The following is a 21,500-nucleotide window of genomic DNA, read 5'->3' on the forward strand; positions in this document are numbered from 1 at the left end:
ATGACGGCCTCTTTGCCTTATCCGGCGCTCTACGCAACCCATGGCGGCATCTGGATCGCCGATCCTGAGGGCAGGGTGCGCGGCGTCGGGCGCGGCGAAGCGATCGCGCGCGCCGCCGAAACGCCGATGGTGATGCTGAACGCGCCGTTGGTGGGACAGCGGCTGGGCTATCCCGATTTGTCGGGGCTGGATTTGCTGGAGCTGTTCGCGTTCGTGCATCCGGCAAGATTCGTGGTGCCCACGCCGAAAGGGCTGGCGGGAGTTTTGAGATCCTCCCCGGTACGGGGAGGTGGCAGCGCGGTAGCGCTGACGGAGGGGCTGGCAAAGGGTTCGGGGCAGCCCCTCCACCAGCCTTCGGCTGGTCCCCCTCCCCATGCTGGGGAGGATTTTGACGGTGCATACGCCGCTGCATTTCTGCTCGAAGCGGCCGAAACACTCCTCTCCACCCTCGAAGACCCCGCCTGGCCCGAGCGCGAGGGCGCCTGGGCTTCGGCGCAATCGCTTTACCGGCTGCGCTGGCCGTGGGCGGCGGCGGTGGCGCAAAGATTGAAGCGGCCGGAGCGGGATGAGCGGTGGCTGTTTTCCAAGCTCCCGGAATGGGAGGAAGGCGGTGCCCGCGGACAGCCCCGGCCGGTGCGGGTGGCGCCGGAGGACGCGGTGGAACGGCTGGCGCGGCTGACCGGGCAGGGCGCGGAAGCGCGGGAGGGGCAGAAGGATTATGCCGCCGCCGCCGCCGGAGCGTTCGGGCCGCGCGTGGCCGACGGCCTTCCCAACATGCTGCTCGCCGAGGCCGGGACGGGGATCGGCAAGACCCTGGGCTATCTCGCGCCCGCTTCGCTGTGGGCGGAGAAAGCGGACGGGGCGGTGTGGGTGTCGACCTATACCAAGGCGCTGCAGCGCCAGCTCGACAAGGAAGGATTGCGGCTTTTCCCCGATGCGATTGAGCGCAAGAAGAAGGTGGTCGTCCGCAAGGGGCGGGAAAATTATCTGTGCCTGCTGAACTTGGAAGACGCGCTGCAAGGCGGCTTTGCGGGCCGGGCGGCGATCCTGGCGCAACTCGTGGCGCGCTGGGCGGCCTATACCAAAGACGGGGACATGGTGGGCGGCGACCTGCCGGGCTGGCTCCCCACCCTCTTCCGGCGGGCGGGATCGACGGCGCTGACCGACCGGCGCGGCGAATGCGTCTATGCCGGCTGCCCGCATTACCGGAAATGCTTCATCGAGCGGGCGGCGCGGGCGAGCCAGGATGCGGATATCGTCATCGCCAACCATGCGCTCGTCATGGTCAACGCGGCGCGCGGGCGGGAGAGCGGCAATCCGCCCACCCGCCTGATCTTCGACGAGGGCCATCATCTGTTCGACGCGGCGGATTCGACGTTCGGCGTGGCGCTCAGCGGGCAGGAAGCGATCGAGATGCGGCGCTGGCTGATCGGGCCGGAGGGCAAGTCGCGCGGGCGGCGGCGCGGGCTGTCGGCGCGGCTGAGCGACGTTGCGTCCTATGACGAGCAGGGGGCGCTGGCGCTCGACGCGGCGGTGCAGGCGGCGGGTTTGCTGCCGGGCGACGGCTGGATCGGGCGGATCGCGGAAGGAGTGCCGTTCGGGCCGCTGGAAAAGCTGCTGAGCGCAGTACGCGGCACCGTCTATGCGCGGGCCTCGGCGCAGGATGCGGGTTATGGGCTCGAGACCGAAATGGCCGAGCTCGACGGCGATATCGTCGCGGCGGCGCAGCCGGCCGCCGAGGCTCTGGAGGCCTTGATGCGGCCCTTGATGGCGCTCGCCAAACGGCTGGAGGCGGTGCTGGAGGACGCGCCGGACTGGCTCGACGCGCAGGCGCGGGCGCGGATCGAGGGGGCGATTGCGGGGCTGTCGTGGCGGACAGGGACGCTCAGCGCGTGGATCGCGCTCGTGTCGCGGCTTGGCGGTCCGGCCGATCCCGATTTCGTCGACTGGCTCGGCGTCGAGCGGGCGGAGGGGCGCGAATATGATATCGGGCTGCACCGGCGCTGGCTCGACCCGACGCGGCCGCTCGCCGAGACGGTGCTGAAGCCCGCGCATGGCGTGATCGTTACGTCCGCGACCCTGCGCGGGAGCGAGGATTGGGGCGCGGCGGAGGCGCGGACCGGGGCCTGGCACCTCGATCGCCCGCCGCTCCACTTCGAAGCGCCGAGCCCGTTCGATTATGGCGCGAACAGCGAAGTGCTGATCGTCACCGACCTGAAGCGCGGCGATATTCCGCAGCTTGCCGGGGCCTATGCGCGGCTGATCGAGGCGGCGGAGGGCGGGACGCTGGGGCTGTTCACCGCCATCCAGCGGCTGAAGGCGGTCCATGCGCGGATCGCGGACCGGCTGGCGCGGGCCGGGCTGCCGCTCTACGCCCAGCATGTCGATCCGATGGACACCGGCACCCTGGTCGACATCTTCCGCGACGATCCGCGCGCGTCCCTCATCGGCACCGACGCCTTGCGCGACGGGGTCGACGTGCCGGGCCATTCGCTGCGGCTCGTGGTGATGGAGGGCGTGCCGTGGCCGCGCCCGACCGTGCTCCACGCGGCGCGGCGGGCGGCGGGCGGGGGCAGCGCCTATGACGACCGCGTCGTGCGGGCGCGCATGGCGCAGGCGTTCGGACGGCTGATCCGGCGGGCGGAGGACAGGGGGCTGTTCGTCCTTCTGTCGGCGGCGGCGCCGTCGCGGCTGATGACCGCCTTTCCGCCCGGCGTCGCGATCAGCCGGGTGACGTTCGACGAGGCGGTGGCGCGGGTGCGGGCGCGCCTTTCCAGCGCCGCCTTTTTGGTGCAAGAAAGCGATCCGGACGTTACGGCATCCGAAAGGGCGGAATGAAAATCCTGACTTTGCTGCGCCACGCCAAGTCCACCTGGGACGATCCGGTAGCGCGGGATTTCGACCGGCCCTTGAACCGGCGCGGGCGGCGGGCGGCGCAGACGGTGGGCCGCGCGATGCGGGCCGAGAAATTGATCTTCGACGCGGTGCGCGCATCGCCCGCCCTGCGCGTCGTCGAGACCCTGGCCGATATCGAAACCGGTTATGGCCGCGCCTTGTCGCCCGATTACGACCAGCGCCTCTATCTCGCCGCGGCGGAGACGTTGCTGGATATCGTGCGGGAGACGGATGACGGCGTCGAGCGGCTGATGATCGTCGGCCACAATCCGGGCCTCGAGCGGCTGGCGCTGATGCTGGCCGGGCCGGGTGCGCTGCGCGAGGAAGCGGCGGTCAAATATCCGACCGCGACGATTGCCGAAATCCGGTTCGACGTGGCGCATTGGGCCGATGTGGCGGAAGGCGAAGGCACCATCGCCCGTTTCATCCGGCCGCGCGATCTGGATCCCGAGCTGGGGCCGGACGAGGACAGTTATTGACCGTGTTAGGCGCCCCTTAGTCCCGTTCCAGCCACCAGCGCTGGACCCAGCCTTTTTCGTCGCTGACCGGACGGCCCGACGCGTCGCGCGCGGGCGCGAAGCGGTAGCGTTGCTGGATGAGGCGGCAGGTGGTGGAATCGAGGGCGTCGCTGCCGCTGGAGCGAACGACGGAGCAGCGGCCGACGCGGCCATCGGGCTCGACGGTGAAGCGGACGAGCACTTCGCCTTCCACCCCGGCCCGCTTCGCCGCGCGCGGATAATCGGCATTGACGATCCGGCCCGCAATCTGCCGTGCCCGCGCCGCCGCGCCGCCGCCGCCCGTGCCGCTTCCCGCCCCGCCGCTCCCGGTGCCCGTGCCGGTCCCGCCCGCGCCGGTGCCGGGGCCCGGGACGTCGGAGGCGCCCTGCGAGACCGAGGCGCCGATGCCGGGCACCGGCGCGGCGACGACGGGCGGCGGTGGATCGAGCCGCACCCGCGGCTTGGGCGCCACGATGGGAGACGCCTCAGCCTTCAACCCGGGCGGGGCGGCGCGGCCTTCGGGTTCCGGCATCCGGCGGCTTTCGGGCTGGACCGTTTCGACGACCGGCGGCGGAACCGGCAAGCTGATGTCGAACAGCTTCAGCGGAGGATCGAGCGCGGGCGCGGCATGCCGGTCGAGCCCGGCGATGAAGGCATAAGCGAGCAATGCGTGGACGGCGCCGGCGACGAGCGCCGATTTGACCCTGTCCTGCGTCGCGGTCTCGATCATCGCGGAAAGCCTAGCCGGTCGAGAATGATAGGATCCTGAACGATTCAGCGCGCGGGGCGATCCAGCCGGGCGCCGGTCAGCCTTCGTCGAGCGCGTCCTGAAGCAGCGCGCGGAGGGCGGCGAGCGCCTCGACCGGCATGGCGGGCGGCGCGGATGGGGCGGCCGCTATGGATGGAGCGGGCGCGGATTGAACAGGCTGGGCGGAGGGCCCCGCCCCCTTCCCCGCCAGCATCTGCTGGACGCCGCGGATCGTATAGCCTTCCTGGTCCAGAAGCTGGTGGATGCGGCGGGCGAGCGCGACATCGTCGGGCCGGTAATAACGGCGGTTGCCCGCGCGCTGCAGCGGCTTCAATTGCGGGAAACGCGTTTCCCAATAACGCAGGATATGCTGCGGGACTCCAAGCTCGGCGGCGACTTCGCTGATCGTGCGGAACGCGCCCTCGCTCTTGGAATCCGCCATTCCGTCTCTTAGCCGCCGCTGACGATACGCTCCCGCATCAGCTGGCTGGCGCGGAAGGTGAGGACGCGGCGCGGCGCGATCGGCACTTCGACGCCCGTCTTGGGATTGCGGCCGATGCGTTCGCCCTTGTCGCGCAGGATGAAGCTGCCGAAGCCGGAAATCTTCACATTCTCGCCATCGGCGAGCGCCGCGCACATATGGTGCAGGATGCGTTCGACGACATTCGCGGATTCGGCGCGCGACAGGCCGATTTCGTCATGAACGACGTCGGCGAGATCCGCGCGCGTCAGCGTGCCGGCCTTTGGCTCCCTCATTATTCCTGCGTCCGCCATGACAAAAAACCTTTCCCCCAAAAAATTCCCCGCCGGGACATTAAGCGCAGCGACGCAACAGTCAATCCGCACTTTGTCGTTTCATTTCAGTAACGAGCGATCGCGGCACCCCAGGTAAAGCCGCCGCCCATCGCCTCCATCACGATGAGGTCGCCCTTTTTGATTCGTCCGTCCCGCACCGCCGTGTCGAGCGCGAGCGGCACCGAGGCGGCCGACGTGTTGGCATGCCGGTCGACCGTGACCACCACTTTTTCAGGCGCGAGGCCGAGCTTCTTGGCGGTCGCATCGAGAATGCGCTTGTTGGCCTGATGCGGGACGACCCAGTCGACCTCGTCCGGCGCGTGCCCGGCGGCGGCGAGCACTTCGTTCAGGACATCGGCGAGGTTCACGACCGCGTGGCGGAACACTTCCTTGCCCTTCATGCGGAGCTTGCCGACCGTGCCAGTCGTCGACACGCCGCCATCGACATAGAGAAGCTCGTTGTGGCGGCCGTCGGCATGGAGGCGGGTGGCGAGGATGCCGCGATCCTGCGTTTCTTCCGCCTTCAGGACCAAAGCGCCCGCGCCGTCGCCGAAGAGGACGCAGGTGGCGCGATCCTCCCAATCGAGGATGCGGCTGAAGGTTTCCGCGCCGATGACGAGCGCATAATCGGCCATGCCGCCCTTCACCATATTGTCGGCGACGGAGAGGGCGTAGAGAAAGCCGGTGCAGACGGCGGCGACGTCGAAGGCGATGCAGTCGTCGATGCCGAGCGCGGTCTGGACCTTCGTGGCGCTGGCCGGAAAGGTCTGGTCGGGGGTGGCGGTGGCGAGCACGATGAGGCCGATCTTGTCCGCGGGCACGCCCGCCGCTTCGAGCGCTTTCCTTGCCGCTTCGGTGGCGAGGGTCGCGGTCGTCTCGCCGTCGGCGGCGATGTGGCGCTGCTCGATGCCGGTGCGCTCGACGATCCATTCGTGGCTGGTGTCGACGCGCTGCGCAAGATCGGCATTGGTGACGCAGCGCGCGGGCAAGGCGGAACCGGTGCCGATAATCGTCGAACGCCTCATTTCGCGCCGCTCCCCCTAATATGATCGGAGGGAAAGCGGTCCAGATCGTCCATGATCTTGCGAGTCAGCTCTTCGCGCACCATGCGCGCCGCGACGCGGATCGCATTGGCGACGCCCTTGGCGGTGGCATTGCCGTGGCTCTTCACGACCAGGCCGTTCAAACCGAGGAAGACCGCGCCGTTGTGATTGTTCGGATCGAGATGATGCTTCAAGAGCTCGGTCGCCGGGCGCGAGATGAGGAAGCCGATCTTCGAGCGGACGGAGCTGGTGAAGGCGCGCTTCAGGAGGTCGGTGACGAAGCGGGCCGTGCCTTCGGCGGTCTTCAGGGCGATGTTGCCGGAAAAGCCGTCGGTGACGACCACGTCGACATCGCCCCGGGCGATCTTGTCGCCTTCGACGAAGCCGTCGAATTGCATGGGAAGGGCGGTGGCGGCGCGGAGAGCCGTGGCGGCGTCCTTCAGCTCATCCGTGCCCTTCAGCTCTTCCGTGCCGATGTTGAGGAGCTGCACGCGCGGCCGTTCCAGCTCCAGGATGACGCGGGCATAGGCCGCGCCCATCACCGCGAACTGGATGAGGTTGCGGGTGTCGGCCTCCGTATTGGCGCCGAGATCGAGCATGACGATGTCGTTGTCGCCAAGCGTCGGGAGCAAGGCGGCGAGCGCCGGGCGGTCGATGCCGGGGAGGGTGCGCAAGGCGAGCTTCGCCATCGCCATCAGCGCGCCGGTATTGCCCCCCGACACGGCGGCGTCGGCACGGCCGTCCTTCACGGCGGCGACCGCCTGGCCCATGGAAGTGGTCTTGGCGCGGCGGATCGCCTGGCTCGGCTTCTCGGTGCCGGCGATCACATCGTCGCAATGGACGACTTCGCAAACCGACGCGAGCTCAGGGTGCGCGGCGAGCTCGGCGCGAATCGCGCCTTCATCGCCGAACAGCAGGAAGCGCAGATCGTCGCGGCGCTGAAAGGCGAGAGCCGCGCCCGCCACCAGAACCGCCGGCCCGACATCGCCACCCATCGCATCGAGGGCGATTCGCGGCGAACTGCCCATGCGGTTAATCCCTGCCCTTAGGCTTCGACAGGAAGGACTTCGCGTCCGTTATAATGGCCGCAGGCCGTGCACAGATTGTGCGGACGGTAAAGCTCGCCGCAATTCGGGCATTCCTGGAACGCTTCGACGCGCAGCGCGTCGTGGCTGCGGCGCATGTTGCGCTTCGAAGGCGAAGTTTTTCTCTTAGGGACGGCCATGCTGGCACCTGTTCGTTTCTGATTCGTGTTGATGCGGGCGAAGCGGGAGGCCAATGGTCACGGCCTGTTCGGGCCACGGCCTGGCGGCCCTCTGCTCGCTCTTGAGCGTTGCGGCCTATACCGATTTTCCCCGCTGTTGCAAGCGCCGCCTCTTCGTGCGAGCAGACGGCGGTACCATGGGGGAACCAGCATCATGATCCTGCCGATCACACTCACTATCGCGGGCGCCGCGGCCCTCCTCAATTTCTGGCTGTCGTGGCGCGTCGGCCAGATGCGGCGGCACCACAAGGTGCTGATCGGCGACGGCGGCGCCCAGGCGCTCACCGCCCGCATGCGCGCGCAGGCCAATTTCGTCGAATATGCGCCTTTCTACCTCATCCTCCTCGGCCTCGTGGAAATGGGCGCGGGATCGGCGACCTGGCTCTGGATCGTCTCCATTCTCTTCATCCTCGGCCGCATCCTCCACGCCTTCGGCATGGACAAAGGCACGCTCAACCGGCTGCGCATCGGGGGCATGATCCTCACCATGCTGCCGCTCCTCGCGCTCGCCATCTACGCCATCACCCTGGCTTATGCGCAGCCTGTGGGCGGCGAAATGCGGCTGGTGCCGAGTGGCGATCAGGCCCTGCCGTCGAGCGCGGGCGGCACGAAGCTCAACTGAGCGAGGCGCCAGCCGCGCTCCGGCTCGGCGGGCCAGGCGCCCTTCAGGTCGAGCGGCGCGTCCGCCGCCGCGCAGACCACTTGCGCATGGATGAAGCGGCCGGTTTCGCGCAGGCGGATATCCGCATCCGGATAATGGCGCCTCAGCAAGCCGATCAGCGCCTGCGCATCTTCCGCCAGCTCATCGCTGTCGAGCGCGCGCGGGGCGCCGTCGGCGAGTTCGGCGGTGGCGATGCGGAGCGCGTTCACGCCGTCGCGCAGGATGCTCAACGCGATGAGCATCGCCGCCGCCGCGTCCGCCCACCACAGGCCCAGCCCCAGGCCGACCACGCCGCCGACGCCCGCGACCCCCGTCATCCAATCCGCCTTCTGCATCAGCGAATCGGTATGCAGCACCTTGTCCTGCAAGCGCCGGGCGACGGGCAGCTTCATGTGGCCGAGGATGACCGGCGGCACGACCGAATAGAGGAGCGCCGCGACCATCAGCCAGCCCGACCAGAAGGTCGCGCCGAACAGCGTGACCGGCGGGATGGTCGCATGTTCCGCCTTGAGCAGGGTCATCCCCGATTCGAAGAGGAGCATGGCGCCGACCGCGGCGAGGGCGACGGCGGAAATGAGGAAGGCGATGCTGTTGGCGCGCTGAAAACCGAAGGGGAAGAGCCGGGTCGGCGGGCGATGTTCGATCCGGACCGCGACCAGGAAGACGATGGCGGGGACCATGCTCAGCATGTCCTCGATCCAGGCGGTGCGCATCGCCTGGCTCGCCCCGGCGGTGAGGCCCATGACGGCGACGATCGAGGCGAGCCAGGCGAGCGTCCACCATTCGAGGCGGATGGCGCGGCGCAGGTCGGGCTCGATTTCCGGCGGAATGCGCAGGCTCATGAAGCGGCCCCGCGCATCGCCTTCGCCTCGTGGTGGAGGAGAGCGATCCAGGCATTTTCGCCATTGCGGGCGGCGGGCACCAGCAGGACGTTGCCATAGGGCGTCCCCCGTTCGGCAAGCGCAGGAAGGAAGCTGACGTGGAGGCCCCAGGGCGAGCCCGCGCCGAATTCGCCGACGACGAGGTCGAGATCACCGGCGTCGAGGCGGGCGAGGAGATGTTCGGCGCTGCCGCCTTCGACCTGCGCCCGCGCGCCCGTGCGGCCCGCCACGCGCCGGATATAATGGCGGGCGCCGGACGGATCGGCGAGCCCGGCGACGATCCCGGCGCGCAACAGATGGGCTTCCCGCACCCGGTCCAGCGTTCCGTCCGGATCGCGCGGCAGGGAATCGCAGCCGGCGAGCAGGAGGAAAGCGACAAGGGCCGATACGCGAATCATTCCGGTGCCCAAACGCTCGCCGGGACGGGCGCGTTCCGGATGCGGCTTGCGCCGTCCGCCCGGTTGTTGCACCTCTCCCACCCTATCTTGATTCCGCGCCGGGCGCGGACGGTTCCATGGGGGGTCTCTCAAAATGCTGAAGCGCGCCGCGGCTTTGTCGCTCTTTCTCCTGTCCACAACCGCGATGGCGGCCGACGACAAGCCGAAATGGGACGTGATGAAGCCGCCGCTCAAGACGCGGGCCGTGAAGGTCGACACGACCGAAGGCACGTGGATGAACGTCGACGTCAGCCCCGACGGCAGGACCATCGCCTTCGACTTGCTGGGCGACATCTACACCATGCCGGTGACGGGCGGGAAGGCGACGCGGATCGCGGAAGGCATCGCGTTCGAGGTGCAGCCGCGCTTTTCGCCCGACGGCAAGCAGATCGCCTTCACCTCCGACCGGGGCGGCGGCGACAATATCTGGATCATGAACGCGGACGGATCGGGCAAGCGGGCGCTGACGTCCGAGAAATTCACCCTGCTCAACAATCCGAGCTGGAGCCCGGACGGCAAATATATCGCCGCGAGGAAGCACTTCACGACGCAGCGTTCGGCCGGCACCGGCGAGGTCTGGCTCTATCATGTCGGCGGCGGCGAAGGCGTCGCGCTGGTCGAGCGGCCCAACCCGCAATTCCAGAAGGAATTGGGCGAGCCGACCTTCGCGCCGAAGGGCGACGTCATCTATTTCACCCGCAACGTGACGCCGGGGAACGTTTTCGAATATGCGCAAAATTCGAACGGCGACCTGTTCAACATCGAGCGTTACGAGCTCAAGACGGGCGAGCGGTCGACGGCGGCTTCCGGCTTCGGCGGATCGGTGCGCCCCGCCCCGTCGCCCGACGGCCGCTACCTCGCCTTCGTGCGGCGGGAGCGCGCCAAATCGAAGCTGTACGTCAAGGATCTGAAATCGGGCGAGGAGCGCAAGATCTACGACGCGCTCGACCAGGACATGCAGGAAACCTGGGGCGTCATGGGCCTGTATCCCAACATGGACTGGACGCCGGACAGCCGCTCCATCGTCTTTTGGGCGGGCGGCAAGATCCGCCGCGTCGACGCCGACGGATCGAACGCCGCCGAAATCCCGTTCCAGGTGAGCGACACGCGCGACGTGGTCGATCCGGTGCGGCCGGTGGTGGACGTGGCGCCGGACAGCTTCACGACGAAGATGCCGCGCTTCGCGTCGGTGTCGCCGGACGGATCGAAGGTGGTCTTCGAAAGCCTGGGGCGCCTTTACGTCAAGGATATGGCGGGTGGCGCGCCGCGCCTGCTGACTGGCGCGGACGGCGACTTCCAGCTGTTCCCGGCCTGGTCGCGCGACGGCGGGCGCATCGCCTTCGTCAGCTGGAACGACGGGAGGCTCGGCGAAATCCGCACGGTGGCGGCGGACGGATCGGACATGCGGACGGTGACCGACACGCCGGGCCATTACCGCCGCCCGGCTTTCTCGCCCGACGGCCGGACCATCGTGTTCGAGCGTACCGGCTCGGGCGGGCTGACCGCCGAAAGCTGGTCCGAAGACAACGGCATCTTCAAGGTCGCGGCATCGGGCGGCGCGCCGGTGCTGGTGACCCGCGACGGCGGCAATCCGCATTTCGGCGCATCAAGCGACCGCCTGTTCCTCGAACGGCGCGGCGACCAGAAACTGCGGCTCGTCAGCGTCGACATGAACGGCAAGGACGAGCGGGTCCACGCGCAGGGCGCCATGGCGACCGGCTATGAAGTCGCGCCGACCGGCGACGCCATCGCCTTCCGCGAGAATTACAGCGTGTTCGTGACGCCGTTCTGGGGCGGCGCGAAGACGATCGACGTCGGCGCCAAGGGCACGCAATTGCCCGTCACCAAGGCGAGCGGCGACGGCGGCCAGTATCTGCGCTGGGCGAACGGCCGCTCCCTCACCTGGAGCCTGGGGCCGACGCTCTACACAGCGGATGCGGGCGCGCTGATCGGCACCGGCGGCGACGCGCCCAAATATGCGGCGCCCAAGACGGGCGTGTCGCTCGCCCTGCCGGCGCGGGCGGACAAGCCGCAGGGGCTGGTCGCGCTGACCGGCGCGAAGATCGTCACCATGGCGGATGCGGCCGGCGGCATCGTCGAGGACGGCGTGATCCTGATCGACGGCAACAGGATCAAGGCGGTCGGGCCGCGCGGATCGGTCGCTATTCCGGACGGCGCCAAAGTTGTGGACGTCGCGGGCAAGACGATCATCCCCGGCCTGATCGACGCCCATGCCCACGGGCCGCAGGGCGAGGACGATTTGATCCCGCAGCAGAATTGGGAGGAGATGGCGCACCTCGCCTTCGGCGTCACCACCATCCACGATCCGTCGAGCACGGCGAGCGAGATTTTCCCGGCGGGCGAGATGCAACGGGCGGGGCTGATCCTCGCGCCGCGCATCTTTTCGTCCGGCGAGATCGTCTACGGCGCGAAGCTGCCGGGGCGCTACGCCGTCATCGACAGCTACGACGATGCGCTCGCCCACGTCCGCCGCCTGAAAGCCGAAGGCGCGCACAGCATCAAGAATTACAACCAGCCGCGCCGCGACCAGCGCCAGCAGGTCGTCGCCGCCGCGCAGAAAGAAGGCATCGCCGTGGTGCCGGAGGGCGGCTCGCTGTTCAACATGGACATGGCGCTGATCGCGGACGGCAACACGACGCTGGAGCACAACATTCCGCAATCGATGCTCTACAAGGACGTGCTGGAATTTTACGGCGCGACCAAGGTCGCCTACACGCCGACGCTCGGCGTCACCTATGGCGGGCCCGGCGCGGAGCCTTATTGGATCGCGCGTGACGAGGTGTGGAAGCATCCCCTGCTCACCGCCCACGCGCCCGCCAGCCAGCTCCAGCCCGAGCTCGTCCGGGTGACGAAGGCGCCGGAAGAGGATTATGCCGACAAGGTGAGCGCGGCGACCGCGAAGCTGCTTGCCGAACATGGCGTGACGGTGAGCGCCGGAGGGCACGGCCAGCAGCAGGGCCTCGCCCTCCATTGGGACATGTGGTCGTTCGGCCGCGGCGGATGGGCGCCGATCGACGCGCTGAAGACCGCGACGATCAACCCGGCGCGGGCGCTCGGCTTCAAGGATATCGGATCGCTGGAGCCCGGCAAGCTCGCCGATCTCGTGGTCCTCGACGCCGATCCGACGGCGGACATCCGCAACACCGACAAGATCGCTAAGGTGATGCTGAACGGCCGCCTGTACGACGCGATGACGCTGAACGAGGAAGTGACGGGCGAGCGGAAGCGCCAGCCTTATTATTGGGAGAAGTGAGGCGATGAGCCCCTCCCATCAAGGGGGAGGGGCTTAGCGGCGCGCTTGCTAACGGTTCGGTAACCCTTCAGGTTCATGAAGGCACGCGAACGACAAGGGGGGATTGCCGTGTTGACCCTGCGCAATGCCGAAGACCGCGCCTATCGTGCCGCCATCGTCAGCGGCGCATGCCTGGACGATGCCCGCGCCGTGGAGCGGCGCTGCGATATCGTCAGCCGCGCCACATTGCTGTTTCGCGGCCAGAAGATACCGGCGGAGGTGCACAACATCTCTTCGCGCGGCACGATGATCACCTGCCCGATCATTCCGCGCCTGGGCGAGACCGTGATCGTCCAGTTCGACCGCTGCACGCCGATCCATGCCTTCGTCCGCTGGATAAAGGACGGGCAAATCGGCCTGCGCTTCGGGCACGAGATCATTCTCGCCTGAAAACCGGCGGATAGACGTCCGGCAGGGTGGCTTCCGCCCGCAATTTCTGTCACTGACCGCGCCACGACAAGAGGTGAGACGTGACGCGCATCGACGACATTCCCGGATTAATCGACGACCTTTGCACCATCGCGGACCGGTCCACCGCCTGCCTCCGCACCGCGCTTGCCCGCTATCTTAAGACCGGCGAGAAACCCGATCCGGCGGAACGTGCCAAGGGCTTGTTCGCTTATCCCGAACTGCGCATCGATCACCGGCAGGAACGCGCCGCGCCCTTCCCGCCCCGCGCCTTCGGGCGGTTGAACCAGCCCGGCCGCTACGCGATCAGCGTCGCGCGGCCGCACCTTTACCGCGCCTATCTGGAAGAACAGCTCGGCTATCTCGTCGCCGATTATCAGGTCGAGATTTCGGTGGGGCCGTCCCCGAGCGAAATTCCCTATCCTTACGTGCTGGACGGGTCGGACGATCTGCGCCTCGACAGCGTGCACACGGCCGAGCTCGGCCGCTGGTTCCCGACCACCGAGCTTTCGCATATCGGCGACGAGATCGCGGACGGCATCTGGATCCAGGCGCCGGACGCGCCGCGCCCCTTGTCGCTGTTCGACGGCCCGCGCGTCGACTTCAGCCTGGCGCGGCTGCGCCACTATACCGGCACGCCCGCCGAGCATACGCAGCGCTACATCCTGTTCACCAACTATGTCCGCTACGTCGACGAATTCGTCCGCTGGGCGGTGGAGGAATTGGGCCGCGAAGGGAGCCCCTATAGCGCCTTGTCGGCGCCGGGCGGCGTCTATGTGACGAAGGATACGCCGGATGCCGAGGCGCTGGTCGCGAACGGCAATTGGCGCAAGCACCAGATGCCGGCCTATCATTTGATCGCGAAGGAGGGGCTGGGCGTCACGCTCGTCAATATCGGCGTCGGACCGTCCAACGCGAAGACGATCTGCGATCACCTCGCCGTGCTGCGGCCTGAAGCGTGGCTGATGATCGGCCATTGCGGCGGCCTCCGCCCCAGCCAGACGATCGGCGACTATGTCCTCGCCCACGCCTATCTGCGCGACGATCATGTGCTGGACGACGTGCTGCCGGTCGAAGTGCCGATCCCGGCTATCGCCGAAGTGCAGCAGGCGATGTTCAACGCCGCCTTGCGCGTGACGGGGGAGGATGCGGCGGATTTGAAGCGCCGCCTGCGCACCGGGACGGTGGTGACGACCGACGACCGCAATTGGGAATTGCGCTTCGCCCAATCCTCGCTGCGCTTCAACCAGAGCCGCGCGGTCGCGATCGACATGGAATCGGCGACGGTCGCGGCGCAGGGCTATCGCTTCCGCGTGCCTTATGGGACGCTCCTCTGCGTGTCAGACAAGCCGCTGCACGGCGAGATCAAGCTGCCCGGACAGGCGAACAGTTTTTACGAACGCGCGATCAGCCAGCATCTGCGGATCGGGATCGAGACCCTGTCGATCCTGCGCGAGGAAGGCGACACGCTGCACAGCCGCAAGCTCAGGAGCTTCGACGAGCCGCCGTTTCGCTAAAGCCTCTCTCCCCTTGCGGGAGAGGATTAGGGAGAGGGGTATGGCTGAAGCCGCTCGATGCGGCTGAAGGTATCTTCAGGCTCGCTTCGCTCACACCCCTCTCTCCAACCTCTCTCCCGCAAGGGGAGAGAGGCTATTTGTCCAACCGCTTCACGAGCGCGACGAAGGCGTAGATGAGCGGGGGCACGAGGATCGCCGAGAGGACGACCTTGGCGAGCAATTGGCCCGGCAGGATCAGTTCGACCGGCGCGACGCCGTAAAAGGCGATGAAGATGAAGATCACGGTGTCGACCGCCTGGCTCAGCACGCCCGCGACGAGGCCGCGCAGCCAGAGGAGGCCGCCTTCGGCGCGCTTCATCTTGGTAAAGATGAAGACGTTCAGGATCTGCGAGGTGCCGTAGGCGATCATGCCGCCGAGCATCAGCCGCGCCGACTGGTTGAGGATGAGGTCGAAGGCGACCCGGCGCTCTTCCTCCCAGAAAGCGGCGGGCGGCAGCGCGAGGACGAGGCGAATGAGGATCATCGACGTGATGAGCGGAATGAAGCCGTAGAGGACGAGCTTGTTCGCCGTCTCCCGCCCCTTGGTCTCGGCGATCGCGCTCGACGTTACGACGAGGAGCAGGAAGGCGAAGATGCCCGCTTCCACCGCGAGCGGCCCCAGGGCGACCAGCTTGTTGCCGAGAACGCCCGCGATGCAGGTCATGCCCCCGTAAAAGATGGAGAGGATGAAGAGGGAGCGGGAGATGCCGGATTGGCCGGACGTGGTGGCAGTGGTCATTGCACTTCCTAAACAGGATGGGCCGGATGTGGCAATGGCGTGGCGAGCCCCTCCCCCTTGATGGGGTAGGGATGGGGTGGGGGTGATGCGTCCGGAAGGAACGAGTTCTACGTCGTAGATCACCCCCACCCAACCTCCCCCATCAAGGGGGAGGGGTTTATAGCGTAAAAAGTCTTTCCATTCGTGCGTGTTCGCGCCATGGGAGAACCTTCGTCCCAATTGCCGACCTTCACCCGAAAGCTGCTGCCACAAGTGTTTGAAACCAAACTGGACGTGCTGGCGATCGGCGACGCCGTGGTGGACGTCATCGCCAATGCCGAGGATGATTTTCTTGAGCGGGAAGGCCTGGTCAAGGGATCGATGTGCGTCCTGACGCCCGAGGAAGCCGAGCGGCTCTATGCCCATATGGGCCCGGCGCGCGAGACGAGCGGCGGATCGGCGGCGAACACGATGGCGGGGATCGCCGCCATGGGCGGACGCGCCGGGTTCGTCGGGCTGGTGGCGAAGGATCAATTGGGCGACGTCTTTAGGCACGACATTCGCGCCCAGGGCGTGGAATTCGCGACTCCGGCGTGCGCCGACGGCGTGCCGACCGGGCGCTGCCTGATCCTCGTCACGCCCGATGCGCAGCGGACGATGAACACCTTCCCTGGCGCCGCCCACTGCCTGACCCACGACGTGCTGGATCACGACCAGATCCGGTCGGCGGCGATCCTCTATCTCGAAGCCTATTTGTGGCGCGCCGAGGGGCCGCGCGCGGCGATGAAGCGGGCGATGCAGGTGGCGAGAGACGCGGGCCGGAAAGTCGCCTTCACTTTGTCCGACATCGCACTCATCGCTCTCCACCGCGCAGAGTTTCGGGAGATTATCGACGGCGGCATGATCGACATGCTGTTCGCGAATGAGGAGGAATTGAAGGCTTTGGCCGCCCTTCCCGGTCTCGACGCCGCCATCGCCGCCATCGCGCCGAAGGTCGCCTGCCTCGTCGTCACCTGCGGCGCGAAGGGCGCGCGGGCGGTGGCGGGCGGCGAGAGTGTTTCGGTTCCTGCCGTGTGGATCGACAAAGTGGTCGACACGACCGGCGCGGGCGACCTGTTCGCCGCCGGGTTCCTGATCGGCCAGGCGCGCGGGCGGTCGCTGGAAGACAGCCTGAAGATCGGCGCGCTCGCCGCGTCGGAAGTCATTTCCCATTATGGCGCGCGTCCCGAAGCGGACCTTCAAGAATTGATCGCCAGCATATGAAGATGAAGCGCCTCGCCGTCTATTGCGGGTCGAGCATGGGCGCGGACCCGCGCTTCGCCGATCTCGCGCGGGAGCTCGGCACCGAGATGGCGCGGCGCGGCATCGGCCTCGTCTATGGCGGCGGGCGGCTGGGTCTGATGGGCGTGGTGGCGGACGCGGTGGTCGCGGCGGGCGGCGAGGCGCATGGCGTCATTCCGCAGGCGCTGATCGACCTGGAGGTCGCGCATAAAGGCCTTACCGAATTGCACGTCGTCGGGTCGATGCACGAGCGCAAGGCGAAGATGACGGAACTCACCGACGCCTTCGTGGCGCTGCCCGGCGGCATCGGCACGTTCGACGAATTGTTCGAGGCCTGGACGTGGAATGCCTTGGGCTATCATGCCAAGCCGTTCGCGCTCCTGAACGTCGTGGGCTTCTGGGACGGCATGATCGGCTTTCTCGATGGTGTGACGGCACAAGGCTTCATGTCGCCGGCGCGGCGGGGGCAGCTGCTGGTCGCCGAGACGATCGGCGACGCGATATCGAAACTGGACGCGGCCATTGACGCGGCCGAAGCGAAAATGGTGTGGTGAGGGCCGGTTAGAGCCCGTGGGGGAGGTTTTTCTGAACATGACCAGGATTTTGACCGGCCTTGCCGGCATGGCGCTCATTCTTTTGATCGCGTTCGCGCTCTCCTCCAACCGCCGGGGAATCCGCCTGCGCGTGGTGGGCGCGGCCTTTGCGCTGCAAGCGGGGATCGCGGTGCTGGTGCTCTACGCGCCGTGGGGGCGGCAGGCCCTGGCCTTCGCGTCGGGCGGCGTGTCCAACCTCCTCGGCTATGCCAATGCGGGGACGGCCTTTCTGTTCGGGGGCCTCGCGAGCGATCCGCTGGGGCAGAATTTCGCGATCCAGGCGCTGCCGGTCATCATCTTCTTCGCCGCGCTCATCTCGATCCTCTATTATCTCGGCGTCATGCAGTTCGTGATCCGCTGGATCGGCGGAGGCCTCGAGAAAGTGACCGGCGTGTCGAAGGTGGAATCGCTCTGCGCGGCGGCCAACATCTTCGTCGGGCAGAGCGAATCGCCGCTCGTCATCCGGCCCTATCTTTCGACCCTCACCCCGTCGCAGCTCTTCACCGTGATGACGGTCGGCATGGCGGGCGTGGCGGGCACGATCCTTGCCGCCTACGCCGCGATGGGCATCCGCATCGACTATCTGCTCGCCGCTTCCTTCATGGCGGCGCCGGGCGGCATTCTGATGGCCAAGATCATGATGCCGGACGCGCCGGAGCGTGGGGACGAATTGCCGCTGGGCGACGATCCGGAAGCGGAGACGATCGCGCTCGCCGAAGCGACGCATGACGAGGAAAAGCCCGCCAACATCATCATGGCCGCGAGCCAGGGCGCGCAGACGGGCGTCAAGCTCGCCGTCGCGGTGGGCGCGATGGTGCTCGCCTTCGTGGCGCTCGTCGCGCTCGCCAACGGCCTGCTGTCGGGCGTCGGCGGCTGGTTTGGCATCGAGGGCCTGACCTTCCAGCGCATCGTCGGATACGTCTTCCAGCCGGTCATGTATCTGATCGGCGTGCCGTGGGAGGAAGCCGGGCGCGCGGGCGGGCTGTTCGGCGAAAAGGTCGTGCTCAACGAATTCGTCGCCTTCATCAGCCTCGGCGCGCAGCAGGGCACCTTGTCCCCCGCGACCGTCGCCATCGTCACCTTCGCGCTGTGCGGCTTCGCCAATTTCAGCTCGATCGCGATCCAGATGGCGGTGACGGGCAGCCTTGCCCCGAACCAGCGGCCGGTGATCGCCCGGCTGGGTGTGAAGGCGTTGATCGCGGGCAGCCTCGCCAATTTGATGAGCGCGGCGCTCGCCGGAATGATGATCGGCGCGGCCTGACATCAAGACGCTGGAATTTTTAGGAAAAGCGGATCAAAGGCACAGGCCATGACCAAAGCATCCTCCATCGCCTCCGTCTCGCTCGCCGCGTCCGAAACCGATCCCGAGGGTTTTGCGCGCGAGCTTGGGCAATCGTTCGAACGCTACGGCTTCGCGATCATCGCCGATCACGGGATTCCGGCCGATCTCATCGCCCGCGCGGAGGAGAAGGCGAAGGCCTTCTTCGCGCTGCCGGACGCGGCGAAGCGCGCCTATCATATCCCAGGCGGGGGCGGCGCGCGCGGCTACACGCCATTCGGGATCGAGACCGCCAAGGGCGCGACCGAGCATGATTTGAAGGAATTCTGGCATATCGGCCGGGCGCTTGCCGAGGGGCATCCGTTCAAGGCGGCGATGGCGGACAATATCTGGCCGTCCGAAGTGGAGTCGTTCAAGACAACCTTCCTTGAGCTCTTCGCGGCGTTCGACAAAGCGGGCGGGCGCCTCCTGTCCGCCATCGCCCGCCACCTCGGCCTCGCGCCCGATTTCTTCGAGGATACGGTGCGGGACGGCAACAGCGTGATGCGCCTGCTTCACTATCCGCCGGTTTCGCCGGAAGCCTCGGGCGTCCGCGCGGGCGCGCATGAGGATATCAACACGATCACATTGCTGCTCGGCGCCGAGGAAGCGGGGCTTCAACTGCTCGACCGCGACGGCGAATGGCTGCCGGTGTCGCCGAAGGAAGGCGAGCTCGTCGTCAATATCGGCGACATGCTGCAGCGCCTCACCAACAATGTCCTGAAGTCGACCTCGCACCGCGTCGTCAACCCGCCGCCCGAACGGCGCGGCCATTCGCGCTATTCGATGCCTTTCTTCCTGCACTTCCGTCCCGATTACCTGATCGAGACGCTGCCGGGCTGCGTGTCGGACGAGCGGCCGAACCTCTATCCCGAGCCGATCACCGCGCATGATTTCCTGATGCAGCGGCTGCGCGAGATCAAGCTGGTCTGAAGATCAGCCCGCATCCTTGAGGTTCGCGGGCCCGAAACCGTGCGGGATCAGCTCCGAGATCGGCGTCACCATCGTCTCCGTGCCGTCACCGTTCGATGAGATGACGGCGATGTCGCGGCCGCCGAGTTGCGCGGCCTCCAGGATCGACTGGCGGCAACCCCCGCAGCAGGTGACGATCGACGCGCCGCTCAAAGCGCCGTCCGCGACATGGCCGCCGGAGACGGCGATGCGCGCGATCCTGTCGAGCCCGAACGCGGCCTGGGCGGCGGTGAGCGCCGCAATCTCTCCGCAGACGCCGAGCCGGTAGCAGGCATTTTCCATATTGGCGCCGGTGACGACTTCCCCATCCACCGATTCGATCGCGCAACCGACGCTGAAGCCCGAATAAGGCGCGTAAGCGCGGAGCGCGGCCGTGCGGGCGCGGGCAACGAGGGAGGCGGTGGCGGGATCGGTCATGCCCCGCCTATAGAATGCCTGGCCGCCGCGAGGAAAGCGGGCTGTGACGGGCGCCCTACTGTCCCGCCCCGTCCATAGGCACCAGCAAGCCGTCGATCGGATGAATCGCGCCGTTCGAGGCGAGCGTTTCGCCGCCGACGAGACGGGCACTGCGGCCGTCCGCCGTCTTCACGACGATGGCGTCGCCGTCGCGCGCGAAGCTGAGCGTGCCGCCCGCCATCGTCGTCATTTCCGCCTTGCCCGACGCGACCGCCTTTTGCAGGTCGGCGGCGGTGACGAGGCCGGGGACGATATGGGCGGTGACGAGCGATGCGGCCTGGGCGCGCATCCCTTCCCCCTTCAATTCTTCCACCCGGTCCTTGCCGAGCGCGTCGAAGGCGGCGTTGCGCGGCGCGAAGATCGTATAGGGTCCAACGCCGCCCAGCGCCGTGCCGAGGCCCGCAGCCTTGGCAAGATCGCCGATGGTGCTGGCATCGCCGTCGAGGGCGGCCGTCAGAGACTTGTCGCCCGGCTCCGTGGCGGGAGCGGCGGTGTTGGCGGCGGCCATATCGTTTCCGCCGCCCCCCGCGCCGTCCCCGCAAGCGGCGAGCGGCAGGGCGAGTAGGGCCAGCATCACGCTGGCAGCGTTTCTGGTCATGGACCTCTCCCTGTTGTTGAAAGCCAGATCAGGTGATGAGCTGAATGGCGGCCTGGATCAGCTGCGTCGTCGGATCGACACGGTAGATATAGCCGTCATCATAGCGGTACATGGCTTCAGGCGTGTCGTAATATTGCGACCGGTAAGCATAGGGCACGTTATAGACCGAATAGCCCGCCGGCATCGCCTGGCCCACCGTCCAATCGTTGCCGGTCAGCAAGGCCGCGATCTGGGTGATGGCGTTGGTCGAAGGATCGACGCCGTAAAGCGCGCCATCGGCATAGCGATAGTCATAGGGGCTATCGCCATAACCGTAATAATCGACATAATAATCGGGCGCTGGATAGGCCGTATATCCGGCCGGCCAGACATTGCCGACGCCAAGCGCGCCGCCAAGCACCGGCAGGAAGCCCGACACCGCGTAGCTGCGCGGATCGATCCGGTAGAGATAGCCGTCATCGTAGCGGTAGAGATCGTCGTTTCCGTCGCGGCCGTAGCGCCACCAGTCGCTATAATAAGCGCGGCGTTCGGCAAGCTGCTTCGCCTGGCCGGGGGGAAGACAGCCATTATTCTTCTTGGCGAGGCCCGGCGGGCAGCCGTCGATCAAGCCGGTGCGGACCGTGCGGATGCGATCGGTATCGCGCAAGACCGCGACCTCGACCGGCCGCCGCTCGGCGCGCACGACGCGCTTCACGCGATCGCCGCGTTCAGCGCGGGCTTCCATGGCGCGCGCCTGCTTGATTTCCGCGCGCGCCCTGCGGTCTTCGCGCTTTGCCGCGCCGCGATTGTCGTTGCGGCCGTCATGCCGGGCCTGGACGATGACGGGGCCGCGATCCCGCGCGGCGCCACCGCCATTGCCGCGCGCGGCGTGGCCGTTGCCATGGCCCTTGCCATTCCCCTGCCCCTTGCCGGGCTTGCCGGACTGGTCCTTGCTCTGGGAATGGCCGCCGCCTTTGCCGTGTCCCTGAGCCAAAGCCGGGCCCGCCCCGATGAGGGCGAGCGCGCTCGCCGCGATCAGCATGTTACGCATACGCAATCTCCTTGGGTCGGGCCGGAAAACGCCCAT

General features: G+C 67.4%; 22 protein-coding genes. 10 read left to right on the top strand and 12 right to left on the bottom strand.

Translation table 11 applies throughout. The annotated features are described in order from the left end of the window. Positions 1-2,838: an ATP-dependent DNA helicase gene (locus IC614_RS08045; RefSeq protein WP_200970835.1), complete on the top strand. Its 2,838-nt coding sequence runs from the start codon at positions 1-3 to the stop codon at positions 2,836-2,838. Continuing rightward, positions 2,835-3,374: a SixA phosphatase family protein gene (locus tag IC614_RS08050; protein ID WP_200970836.1), complete on the top strand. Its 540-nt coding sequence runs from the start codon at positions 2,835-2,837 to the stop codon at positions 3,372-3,374. Before IC614_RS08045 ends, IC614_RS08050 begins: the two co-directional genes overlap by 4 nt. A 16-nt stretch (positions 3,375-3,390) precedes the next feature. Here the strand turns inward: IC614_RS08050 and IC614_RS08055 are convergent, their stop codons facing one another. The 6 genes from IC614_RS08055 to rpmF all read right to left on the bottom strand — a co-directional run bounded on the left by IC614_RS08055 (position 3,391) and on the right by rpmF (position 7,203). Further along, the gene (locus IC614_RS08055; RefSeq protein WP_200970837.1) at positions 3,391-4,122 is read right to left on the bottom strand and encodes an energy transducer TonB; all 732 of its coding nucleotides are present in this window, start codon (positions 4,120-4,122) and stop codon (positions 3,391-3,393) included. Positions 4,123-4,198: 76 nt separating this feature from the next. Continuing rightward, on the bottom strand, positions 4,199-4,582 hold the full coding sequence (locus IC614_RS08060; protein ID WP_200970838.1) for a MerR family transcriptional regulator: 384 nt from the start codon (positions 4,580-4,582) through the stop codon (positions 4,199-4,201). An 8-nt stretch (positions 4,583-4,590) separates the two neighbouring features. Next, on the bottom strand, positions 4,591-4,896 hold the full coding sequence (locus tag IC614_RS08065) for an integration host factor subunit alpha (protein ID WP_200970839.1): 306 nt from the start codon (positions 4,894-4,896) through the stop codon (positions 4,591-4,593). 104 nt (positions 4,897-5,000) lie between these two features. Beyond that, positions 5,001-5,960, bottom strand: a complete 960-nt coding sequence (locus tag IC614_RS08070; protein ID WP_200970840.1) for a beta-ketoacyl-ACP synthase III — start codon at positions 5,958-5,960, stop codon at positions 5,001-5,003. Beyond that, a complete protein-coding gene (gene plsX / locus IC614_RS08075) occupies positions 5,957-7,006 on the bottom strand; it encodes a phosphate acyltransferase PlsX (protein ID WP_200970841.1) in 1,050 nt (349 codons plus the stop codon). Before plsX ends, IC614_RS08070 begins: the two co-directional genes overlap by 4 nt. Positions 7,007-7,023: 17 nt before the next feature. Continuing rightward, positions 7,024-7,203 (bottom strand): 50S ribosomal protein L32, encoded by a 180-nt coding sequence (gene rpmF, locus IC614_RS08080; RefSeq protein ID WP_106640257.1) that lies wholly within the window; start codon positions 7,201-7,203, stop codon positions 7,024-7,026. A 193-nt stretch (positions 7,204-7,396) separates the two neighbouring features. Between rpmF and IC614_RS08085 the strand changes: the two genes are divergently transcribed. Further along, positions 7,397-7,864 (top strand): MAPEG family protein, encoded by a 468-nt coding sequence (locus IC614_RS08085; RefSeq protein WP_200970842.1) that lies wholly within the window; start codon positions 7,397-7,399, stop codon positions 7,862-7,864. Here IC614_RS08085 and IC614_RS08090 read toward each other — a convergent pair. Continuing rightward, positions 7,822-8,745, bottom strand: a complete 924-nt coding sequence (locus IC614_RS08090; RefSeq protein ID WP_200970843.1) for a cation transporter — start codon at positions 8,743-8,745, stop codon at positions 7,822-7,824. The two genes, IC614_RS08085 and IC614_RS08090, sit on opposite strands and share 43 nt — an antisense overlap. Continuing rightward, positions 8,742-9,263 carry a hypothetical protein gene (locus IC614_RS08095; protein ID WP_207791103.1) on the bottom strand — a complete coding sequence of 174 codons (522 nt, stop codon included), beginning with the start codon at positions 9,261-9,263 and terminating at the stop codon, positions 8,742-8,744. Before IC614_RS08095 ends, IC614_RS08090 begins: the two co-directional genes overlap by 4 nt. Before the next feature lie 52 nt (positions 9,264-9,315). On the opposite strand from IC614_RS08095, the gene IC614_RS08100 reads away from it, so the two are divergent. From IC614_RS08100 to IC614_RS08110, 3 genes are all read left to right on the top strand, one after another. After that, positions 9,316-12,495 (top strand): amidohydrolase family protein, encoded by a 3,180-nt coding sequence (locus IC614_RS08100; protein WP_200970845.1) that lies wholly within the window; start codon positions 9,316-9,318, stop codon positions 12,493-12,495. Between the two features lie 75 nt (positions 12,496-12,570). After that, entirely contained in the window at positions 12,571-12,924 is a 354-nt protein-coding gene (locus tag IC614_RS08105; protein ID WP_200970846.1) for a PilZ domain-containing protein, read from the top strand. An 80-nt stretch (positions 12,925-13,004) separates the two neighbouring features. Then, complete coding sequence (locus IC614_RS08110) at positions 13,005-14,459, top strand: AMP nucleosidase (protein WP_404829121.1); 1,455 nt, start codon at positions 13,005-13,007, stop codon at positions 14,457-14,459. Positions 14,460-14,592: 133 nt separating this feature from the next. Here the strand turns inward: IC614_RS08110 and IC614_RS08115 are convergent, their stop codons facing one another. Then, a complete protein-coding gene (locus tag IC614_RS08115) occupies positions 14,593-15,237 on the bottom strand; it encodes a queuosine precursor transporter (protein ID WP_200970847.1) in 645 nt (214 codons plus the stop codon). 252 nt (positions 15,238-15,489) lie between these two features. On the opposite strand from IC614_RS08115, the gene IC614_RS08120 reads away from it, so the two are divergent. From IC614_RS08120 to IC614_RS08135, 4 genes are read left to right on the top strand one after another with little or no spacing between them, the layout of a single operon-like run. Continuing rightward, positions 15,490-16,479, top strand: a complete 990-nt coding sequence (locus IC614_RS08120) for an adenosine kinase (protein WP_226372606.1) — start codon at positions 15,490-15,492, stop codon at positions 16,477-16,479. Between the two features lie 2 nt (positions 16,480-16,481). Next, positions 16,482-17,051, top strand: coding sequence for an LOG family protein (locus tag IC614_RS08125; protein WP_200973158.1), 570 nt, complete (start codon positions 16,482-16,484; stop codon positions 17,049-17,051). A gap of 37 nt (positions 17,052-17,088) precedes the next feature. Next, positions 17,089-18,351 carry a NupC/NupG family nucleoside CNT transporter gene (locus IC614_RS08130; RefSeq protein ID WP_200970849.1) on the top strand — a complete coding sequence of 421 codons (1,263 nt, stop codon included), beginning with the start codon at positions 17,089-17,091 and terminating at the stop codon, positions 18,349-18,351. A 48-nt stretch (positions 18,352-18,399) separates the two neighbouring features. Further along, positions 18,400-19,341, top strand: a complete 942-nt coding sequence (locus IC614_RS08135) for an isopenicillin N synthase family dioxygenase (RefSeq protein ID WP_200970850.1) — start codon at positions 18,400-18,402, stop codon at positions 19,339-19,341. Positions 19,342-19,344: 3 nt separating this feature from the next. On the opposite strand, the gene IC614_RS08140 is transcribed toward IC614_RS08135, so the two are convergent. The 3 genes from IC614_RS08140 to IC614_RS08150 are packed head-to-tail and all read right to left on the bottom strand — an operon-like array spanning position 19,345 to position 21,464. Beyond that, positions 19,345-19,797 carry a cytidine deaminase gene (locus tag IC614_RS08140; protein WP_200970851.1) on the bottom strand — a complete coding sequence of 151 codons (453 nt, stop codon included), beginning with the start codon at positions 19,795-19,797 and terminating at the stop codon, positions 19,345-19,347. A gap of 55 nt (positions 19,798-19,852) precedes the next feature. Next, positions 19,853-20,434, bottom strand: a complete 582-nt coding sequence (locus tag IC614_RS08145; protein WP_200970852.1) for a fasciclin domain-containing protein — start codon at positions 20,432-20,434, stop codon at positions 19,853-19,855. Positions 20,435-20,462: 28 nt separating this feature from the next. Continuing rightward, entirely contained in the window at positions 20,463-21,464 is a 1,002-nt protein-coding gene (locus IC614_RS08150; protein WP_200970853.1) for a hypothetical protein, read from the bottom strand. Between the last annotated feature and the right edge of the window lie 36 nt (positions 21,465-21,500).

It is taken from the genome of Sphingosinicella flava, from assembly GCF_016025255.1.
Classification (GTDB): Bacteria; Pseudomonadota; Alphaproteobacteria; order Sphingomonadales; family Sphingomonadaceae; genus Allosphingosinicella; species Allosphingosinicella flava.

What these genes read in the sequence shown, in the direction of transcription:
- IC614_RS08060 (WP_200970838.1), bottom strand. Translation starts at nt 4,582, where the DNA reads ATGGCGGATTCCAAGAGCGAGGGCGCGTTCCGCACGATCAGCGAAGTC.
- IC614_RS08055 (WP_200970837.1), bottom strand. Translation starts at nt 4,122, where the DNA reads ATGATCGAGACCGCGACGCAGGACAGGGTCAAATCGGCGCTCGTCGCC.
- IC614_RS08085 (WP_200970842.1), top strand. Translation starts at nt 7,397, where the DNA reads ATGATCCTGCCGATCACACTCACTATCGCGGGCGCCGCGGCCCTCCTC.
- IC614_RS08140 (WP_200970851.1), bottom strand. Translation starts at nt 19,797, where the DNA reads ATGACCGATCCCGCCACCGCCTCCCTCGTTGCCCGCGCCCGCACGGCC.
- IC614_RS08125 (WP_200973158.1), top strand. Translation starts at nt 16,482, where the DNA reads ATGAAGCGCCTCGCCGTCTATTGCGGGTCGAGCATGGGCGCGGACCCG.
- IC614_RS08070 (WP_200970840.1), bottom strand. Translation starts at nt 5,960, where the DNA reads ATGAGGCGTTCGACGATTATCGGCACCGGTTCCGCCTTGCCCGCGCGC.
- IC614_RS08065 (WP_200970839.1), bottom strand. Translation starts at nt 4,896, where the DNA reads ATGAGGGAGCCAAAGGCCGGCACGCTGACGCGCGCGGATCTCGCCGAC.
- IC614_RS08135 (WP_200970850.1), top strand. Translation starts at nt 18,400, where the DNA reads ATGACCAAAGCATCCTCCATCGCCTCCGTCTCGCTCGCCGCGTCCGAA.
- IC614_RS08100 (WP_200970845.1), top strand. Translation starts at nt 9,316, where the DNA reads ATGCTGAAGCGCGCCGCGGCTTTGTCGCTCTTTCTCCTGTCCACAACC.
- IC614_RS08045 (WP_200970835.1), top strand. Translation starts at nt 1, where the DNA reads ATGACGGCCTCTTTGCCTTATCCGGCGCTCTACGCAACCCATGGCGGC.
- IC614_RS08115 (WP_200970847.1), bottom strand. Translation starts at nt 15,237, where the DNA reads ATGACCACTGCCACCACGTCCGGCCAATCCGGCATCTCCCGCTCCCTC.
- rpmF (WP_106640257.1), bottom strand. Translation starts at nt 7,203, where the DNA reads ATGGCCGTCCCTAAGAGAAAAACTTCGCCTTCGAAGCGCAACATGCGC.
- IC614_RS08145 (WP_200970852.1), bottom strand. Translation starts at nt 20,434, where the DNA reads ATGACCAGAAACGCTGCCAGCGTGATGCTGGCCCTACTCGCCCTGCCG.
- plsX (WP_200970841.1), bottom strand. Translation starts at nt 7,006, where the DNA reads ATGGGCAGTTCGCCGCGAATCGCCCTCGATGCGATGGGTGGCGATGTC.
- IC614_RS08150 (WP_200970853.1), bottom strand. Translation starts at nt 21,464, where the DNA reads ATGCGTAACATGCTGATCGCGGCGAGCGCGCTCGCCCTCATCGGGGCG.
- IC614_RS08105 (WP_200970846.1), top strand. Translation starts at nt 12,571, where the DNA reads ATGAAGGCACGCGAACGACAAGGGGGGATTGCCGTGTTGACCCTGCGC.
- IC614_RS08050 (WP_200970836.1), top strand. Translation starts at nt 2,835, where the DNA reads ATGAAAATCCTGACTTTGCTGCGCCACGCCAAGTCCACCTGGGACGAT.
- IC614_RS08130 (WP_200970849.1), top strand. Translation starts at nt 17,089, where the DNA reads ATGACCAGGATTTTGACCGGCCTTGCCGGCATGGCGCTCATTCTTTTG.
- IC614_RS08090 (WP_200970843.1), bottom strand. Translation starts at nt 8,745, where the DNA reads ATGAGCCTGCGCATTCCGCCGGAAATCGAGCCCGACCTGCGCCGCGCC.